Consider the following 6,843-nt stretch of genomic DNA (forward strand, 5'->3'; position numbering starts at 1 on the left):
GCAGCTTCCCCCCTGTCACCATTCCCCGTGACGCCAACGACGGACTTCTGACAGCGTTAAAATAAAAACCATATAAATCAATATATTGAATCCTTGGCTTGATATTTGCTTTAATCCGCTATTGGCAGTTTATCATTGAGATGCACGATGGGATTCAAAGCGGGACTGGGCCGTTTCAAAGAGTACAAGTGGCTGCTCAGCAGAGGGGTAGGGACGCCGCTGCTGGTATTGGCCTCTCTGGGGATGGTGGTACTCCCCATTCCGCCCCTGATGCTGGATATCCTCTTTTCCTTCAACATCGCCCTCTCCATCGTGGTGCTGCTGGTGGCGGTCTATACCCGCCGCCCCCTGGAATTTGCCGCCTTCCCCACCGTCTTGCTGATCGCCACTCTGCTGCGGCTCGCCCTCAACGTCGCCTCCACCCGGGTGGTGTTGCTGGAAGGCCACAACGGCAGCGCGGCGGCAGGCCATGTGATCGAGGCGTTCGGCAACGTGGTGATCGGCGGCAACTATGCCGTGGGCATCATCGTCTTCATGATCCTGGTGATCATCAACTTCGTGGTGGTCACCAAGGGTGCGGGCCGGATCTCCGAGGTGAGCGCCCGCTTCACCCTTGACGCCATGCCCGGCAAGCAGATGGCCATCGATGCGGACCTGAACGCCGGTCTCATCAACCAGGAAGAGGCCAAGAAGCGCCGTCAGGACGTGACTCAGGAAGCGGACTTCTACGGCTCCATGGACGGTGCCTCCAAATTCGTGAAGGGGGATGCCATCGCCGGCATCATGATCCTCTTCATCAACATCATCGGCGGCTTCATCATCGGCATGATGCAGCACCAGCTCACCTTCGGCGAAGCGGCCCAGGTCTATACCCTGCTCGCCATCGGTGACGGTCTGGTCGCCCAGATCCCCTCGCTCCTGCTCTCCATTGCCGCGGCCATCATCGTTACCCGTCAGAATACCGACCAGGACATGGGGACAGCGGTACTCGGCCAACTGTTCGAAAATCCCAAGGCGCTGGTGATCTCCGCCGGCATCCTGCTGATGATGGGCAGCGTACCCGGCATGCCGCACTTGGCTTTCCTGAGCCTGGGGGCGGTGGCGGCGGCGGGCGCCTGGTGGCTGCTGCGCCGCGAGAAGCAGAACAAGGCGAAGGCGGCGAGCGGCGAACTCATGCCGGCCCAGGGGGATGCCCCGGTGGAGCAGAAGGATCTCAGCTGGGACGACGTCATGCCGGTGGACATCATCGGCCTGGAGGTGGGTTATCAGCTGATACCTCTGGTGGACAAGAATCAGGGGGGCGAGCTGCTCAACCGGATCAAGGGGGTGCGCAAGAAGCTCTCCCAGGAGCTGGGCTTTCTGGTGCCTGCCGTCCACATTCGCGACAACCTGGATCTTGCCCCCAACCAGTACCGCATCACCCTGATGGGCGTGAGCACGGGGGAAGCCACCGTCTATCACGACAAGGAGATGGCCATCAACCCGGGGCAGGTGTTCGGCCAGATCCACGGTATCGCCACCCAGGACCCGGCGTTCGGGCTGGAGGCGGTCTGGGTCGCCAAGGAGCAGGTCTCCCAGGCCCAGACCCTTGGCTACACCGTGGTCGATGCGGCCACCGTGGTGGCTACCCACCTGAGCCAGATCCTCTCCAACCATGCGGCGCTGCTGCTGGGTCATGACGAGGTGCAACAACTGCTCGACATGATAGGGAAGCATCAGAGCAAGCTGGTGGAAGGACTGGTTCCCGAGGTGATCAGCATGGGCAACCTGGTGAAGGTATTGCAGAATTTGCTCAATGAAGGCGTGCCAATTCGCGATATGCGCACTATCCTGCAGACCCTCGTGGAATATGCGCCCCGTAGCCCGGACCCGGAAGTGCTGACCGCAGCCTGCCGGATTGCCCTGCGCAGATTGATTGTGCAGGAGATTGCCGGCCCCGAGCCCGAGCTGCCGGTGATCACCTTGTCACCAGAACTGGAACGTATATTGCATCAATCCCTGCAAGCAGGTGGGGGAGATGGCGCCGGTATCGAACCGGGACTGGCGGAGCGGATGCAACGCTCCCTGGTGGAAGCCACTCAACGACAAGAACTGGAAGGCCAGCCGGCCGTGCTTCTGACATCGGGGATATTGCGCAATACCCTGGCGAAATTTGTCAAGAATGCCATTCCTGGATTACGCGTGCTGTCCTATCAGGAAGTGCCTGACGACAAGCAGATCCGCATCGTCAGTGCGGTGGGACAGGGCTAGTTAGCGGAGATGACGGGTGAAGATTAAGCGGTTTTTTGCCAAAGACATGCGCACGGCGCTGGCCGAGGTCAAGGAGACTCTCGGACCCGATGCCGTCATCATGTCCAACAAAAAGGTCACCGGTGGGGTGGAGATAGTCGCGGCCGTCGATTATCAATCCCAGGTACCGGGGCCCAAAGACGCGCCGGTTCGCCGTCAGTTGAATGAAGAGAGCGTCAATATCTCGTCTGCGGGCAAGCAGATGACGAGGTCGGCGCCACCCAAGGAACAGAACGAATACTACGCCGATACCCTGGCGGCCCTGCTGGCACGCCAGCAGAAGCTCAATCCGGCCAACCCGGCGGGTGGCAATGCCGCACCGGGATCATGGTCTGGCAGCGGAGCGGGCAACGGTCAGCCAGCCTCGGCCTCCTGGCCCGCCAATGGCACTGCCGGCACCCAGTCCGCCGGACTGGCGGGCGCGGCCAGTGCTCCCAGAACCCTGGCCGAACAGGGCCAGTGGGGCGCCGCTCCCGAGCCCGCCAAGCCCAAGGCCCGTCCTGCCGCCGCCCCGCGCCAGGCCCAGTCCGCCCAGCGGGATCAGGAGATGGAGGGGATGCGCAAGGAGATGGCCAGCATCCGCAAGCTGCTGGAGCACCAGATCTCCGGCCTGATGTGGCAGGAGGTGGAGCGCCGCGAACCCATGCGCGCCCTGCTCATCAAGGAACTCAAGAAGATGGGGTTCGACGACGCCTTCGCCGATCAGCTGGCGGGCCTCATCCCCGAAGACATGCCGATCCATCAGGCCATGGCCCAGCTGGCCGAGGTGCTGACGGCCCAGCTCAAGATCAGCGAGGACGAGATCCTGCGTCAGGGGGGGGCGGTGGCCCTGCTCGGACCGACCGGGGTGGGCAAGACCACCACCATCGCCAAGCTGGCGGCCCGCTTTGCCATGAAGTATGGCGCCGAGCAGGTGGCGCTCATTACCACGGACAACTACCGGATCGGGGCCCACGAACAGCTGCAGACCTATGGTCGCATCATGGGTTGCCCGGTGCGGCAGGTGCGGGACGCCGAAGAGCTGGCCAGTGCCCTCTATCAGTTCCGCCATCGCCGGCTGGTGCTCATCGACACCGCCGGGGTGGGTCAGCGGGATATCCGCCTGACCGAACAGCTCGACACTCTGGTGAAGAATGCCAAGGTGCGTATCCGCAGTTATCTGGTCATGTCGGCCACCTCCCAGCGACGTGTGATGCAGGAGGCGGTGGATCACTTCCGGCGCATTCCGCTCTCCGGCTGCATTCTGACCAAGCTCGACGAGAGCCTGAATCTGGGTGAAGTGATCAACGTGTGCATTCAAAACGCCCTGCCCATCAGTTACATCACCGACGGGCAACGGGTGCCGGAAGATATTCAAGTTGCCAACGCGGCGCTGCTGGTCGGTGCCGCCATGGGGTCGCTGGAACGGGAAGCAGAAGATCCCTATTTCTGGGGATCGGGTTTTGGCGAATCCGAAGATTCGGAGTTTTATGAGTAACATGTATATGGATCAGGCGAGTGGTCTGCGCAAAATGCGTCAAAACAATCGAGTGAAAGTGATCGCCGTGTCCGGAGGCAAGGGGGGCGTCGGCAAGACCAACGTGACCCTGAACGTGGCGGGAGCCATGGCCGCCCAGGGCAAGCGGGTGTTGGTGCTGGACGCCGACCTTGGCCTGGCCAACGTCGACGTCATGCTGGGGCTGAGGGTGCATCGCAACCTCTCCCACGTGCTGGCGGGGGAATGCACCTTGGACGACATCATCGTCGAGGGGCCCTACGGCATGATGATAGTGCCGGCCACCTCGGGCACTCAGTCCATGGTCGAGCTCTCCCCGGTACAACATGCCGAGCTCATCCGCGCCTTCAGCGAGATGAAGACCCAGGTGGACGTGTTGCTGGTGGACACGGCGGCGGGGATTTCCGACATGGTGCTGAGTTTCACCCGTGCCGCCCAGGACATCATGGTGGTGGTGTGCGATGAACCCACCTCCATCACGGATGCCTACGCGCTCATCAAGATCCTCTCCAAGGATCACGGTGTGTTCCGCTTCAAGGTGGTGGCCAACATGGTCCGCTCCCTGCGCGAGGGGCAGGAGCTGTTCGCCAAGCTGACCCGGGTCACCGACCGCTTCCTGGATACCTCCCTGGAACTGGTGGCCTGCGTGCCTTACGACACCAACCTGCGGGCCGCGGTGCGCAAGCAGAAACTGATAGTTGAGGCGTTTCCAAAATCCCCTGCCGCCCTGGCATTTCGTGCCCTGGCGAACAAGGCGGCGAGCTGGCCCATCCCGAATCAGCCGGGGGGCCACCTCGAATTTTTCCTGGAAAACTTGTTGCAAAAGCCGGTCATAACACAGGAAGACTCCCGTGAATAAAGCCCAAGCATACTTGCGTCATCAGGATTCCTACGTGCTGGTCGAGCGACACGCTCCGCTGGTCAAGCGGATTGCCCAGCATTTATTGGCTCGCCTGCCAAGCAGTGTCTTGCTGGATGACCTGATCCAGGCAGGTATGATTGGGCTGCTCGAAGCTTCCCGCAACTTTGACGGCAGCAAGGGCGCCAGCTTTGAAACCTATGCCGGCATCCGCATCCGTGGTGCCATGCTCGACGAGATCCGCCGCGGAGACTGGGTGCCCCGCTCGGTGCACCGCAACAGCCGTGCCATCGCAGAAGCGATCGAGAACGTGGAGCAGGCCCATGGCCGGGATGCCAGAGACACCGAGGTGGCCGCCAATATGGGGGTGTCTCTCGGGGAGTACCATGCCATGCTGCAGGATGTTTCCTGCGGCAAGATCATCGGCATCGAGGATCTGGGTGTCAGCGAAGATGTCATCGGTCATCCCGATGACGGCAACGGTCAGGGAGGATTCGACGATCTGGCGGCCGAGCGCTTCCAGGGGGCCCTGGCCGAGCACATCGCCCGCCTGCCGGAGCGGGAGGCGCTGGTGCTGTCCCTTTATTACGATGAAGAGCTGAATCTGCGCGAGATCGGTGAAGTATTGAGTGTGAGTGAATCTCGGGTGAGCCAGATTCATAGTCAGGCCATGCACAGGCTGCGCGCCCGTTTGCGAGATTGGAATTTATAAGTGGTTGTACTGGCTACACTGGAGCACAACTCTAAGGCATAATCCGCCAGGGTGAGAGCGTGAACATTTTGTTAAATTTCACCCAGTTTTTTGAGACCCGCATTGAGTACCGTTTCCAGATATTCACTGCTCATTCCTGCGATTTTTTGCTTCCGTCTTACGCTCGCCTTGCGTGAAGTCTCGGCCCTGAGCATGTTCAGCCCCATGTGCCGGATGCACGCCAAAATCTCTGCGGCATCACCGCGATAAATCGGGCAATCATCCTCGCCCATCGTGACGTCCAGCACCCAGTGCAGGCTATTTTCGATGGCCCAGTGCCCACGCACCGCTCGCGCAAACTCATCCTGCACCAACGCTTTGGAACTGATGAAATAACGCTGCTCTATGGTAATTTTTTGCATATTTTCAACGCGATAGGAGATGGCCACGCCAATGCTGTGCAACTGTTTCCAATGAGGAAACTGGGCGGCCAACTCGCCCGCCGCCATGACATGGTACTCACGACCATCGATGCGGCCATGAGCCTTCTCAAGCGTCATCGTCTCTGCGCATAACGGGGTGGCCGCCAGCGGGGCGAGGGCCTGTCGAACCGCCTCGAACAACTTGGGTTGGTTGCCTTTGACGGCCAATAAGTAATCGCCACCTTGCTGAAGGATGGTCTCGGCGATCTCGGTCTGGCACCCCATCGCATCGATGGATACCAGGCAGCCTTTGATGTCGAGCAGCGCCAGCAACTCGGGAATAGCGGTAATTTCATTGGACTTGGCGTCGGTTTTTATCTGTCCGAGCACCAGCTTATTGGCGGCGGCATAGGCACTGACCATGTGAATGGTCGACGTTCGATCCTCACGGTCATAGGAACTGCGCAGGGTTTTGCCATCGATAGCGACCAGGGCGCCATCGGTGTGCTGGTTAATGGCTTGAGTCCACCGCACAAAGGCGGCCTGAAACGGCTCTGGTTTGATGCCGGAGATGATCCTGGCAATGGTGTCATGGACAGGAATGCCGTTTTTAAACAGTCCCTTGGATTGAAACCAGGGAAGATGAACCTCGCCGAAATCCTCAATATCTTCCCAGCCCTCAGCCCCGCCGATCACGGCACAGACGGTGAGAAACAGGACATCGTAGAAGGGATAATAAATCTTGGCATGCTGGCGAGGGTCGTGAATATTGTCGAAGAACTGAGCGAAAACGGCATCAATAGACATGAGAGCACTCCTGAAAAGGAGCATGAGATCACAGCCGGATCACCAGGTCAAATTTCAGGGTGAGGATGTGAGCAAATTGTTAACTATGGAAATCATGGAAATTATCATTTTTTGGATTTCATGCGCATTTTTTGAGCTGAAATGACGTGCAGTGACGATTAAAAAGTGTGAAGGCGATCCTGACTATAAAGTTAACTGCATATCACAGGCCTATAAGTATTTGTTTTGTAGGCAAAAAACTATTTTTAATTTTTAACAAAATGTTCACGATCTCGCCCTG

5 protein-coding genes are annotated in these 6,843 nt (G+C 59.3%); 4 read left to right on the top strand and 1 reads right to left on the bottom strand.

Features of this window, described 5'->3' with window-relative positions; genetic code table 11:
* The first annotated feature begins 147 nt into the window (after nt 1–147).
* From flhA to AB5Y64_RS04910, 4 genes are read left to right on the top strand one after another with little or no spacing between them, the layout of a single operon-like run.
* Nucleotides 148–2,250, top strand: coding sequence for a flagellar biosynthesis protein FlhA (gene flhA, locus AB5Y64_RS04895; protein ID WP_010673930.1), 2,103 nt, complete (start codon nt 148–150; stop codon nt 2,248–2,250).
* Between the two features lie 16 nt (nt 2,251–2,266).
* On the top strand, nt 2,267–3,766 hold the full coding sequence (gene flhF / locus AB5Y64_RS04900; RefSeq protein WP_368203389.1) for a flagellar biosynthesis protein FlhF: 1,500 nt from the start codon (nt 2,267–2,269) through the stop codon (nt 3,764–3,766).
* Between the two features lies 1 nt (nt 3,767).
* Nucleotides 3,768–4,643, top strand: coding sequence for a MinD/ParA family protein (locus tag AB5Y64_RS04905; protein ID WP_010673932.1), 876 nt, complete (start codon nt 3,768–3,770; stop codon nt 4,641–4,643).
* Nucleotides 4,636–5,355, top strand: a complete 720-nt coding sequence (locus AB5Y64_RS04910; protein WP_041212632.1) for an RNA polymerase sigma factor FliA — start codon at nt 4,636–4,638, stop codon at nt 5,353–5,355. Before AB5Y64_RS04905 ends, AB5Y64_RS04910 begins: the two co-directional genes overlap by 8 nt.
* Nucleotides 5,356–5,426: 71 nt before the next feature.
* On the opposite strand, the gene AB5Y64_RS04915 is transcribed toward AB5Y64_RS04910, so the two are convergent.
* On the bottom strand, nt 5,427–6,563 hold the full coding sequence (locus AB5Y64_RS04915; protein WP_021141311.1) for an ISAs1-like element ISAs12 family transposase: 1,137 nt from the start codon (nt 6,561–6,563) through the stop codon (nt 5,427–5,429).
* Nucleotides 6,564–6,843 lie beyond the last annotated feature (280 nt).

This window comes from Aeromonas sp. R5-1 (genome assembly GCF_040908265.1).
Lineage (GTDB): Bacteria > Pseudomonadota > Gammaproteobacteria > Enterobacterales > Aeromonadaceae > Aeromonas > Aeromonas caviae.

Bases quoted from the DNA above. Each gene is read 5' to 3' on its own strand.
- flhA (WP_010673930.1), top strand. From the start codon at position 148: ATGGGATTCAAAGCGGGACTGGGCCGTTTCAAAGAGTACAAGTGGCTG.
- AB5Y64_RS04905 (WP_010673932.1), top strand. From the start codon at position 3,768: ATGTATATGGATCAGGCGAGTGGTCTGCGCAAAATGCGTCAAAACAAT.
- AB5Y64_RS04915 (WP_021141311.1), bottom strand. From the start codon at position 6,563: ATGTCTATTGATGCCGTTTTCGCTCAGTTCTTCGACAATATTCACGAC.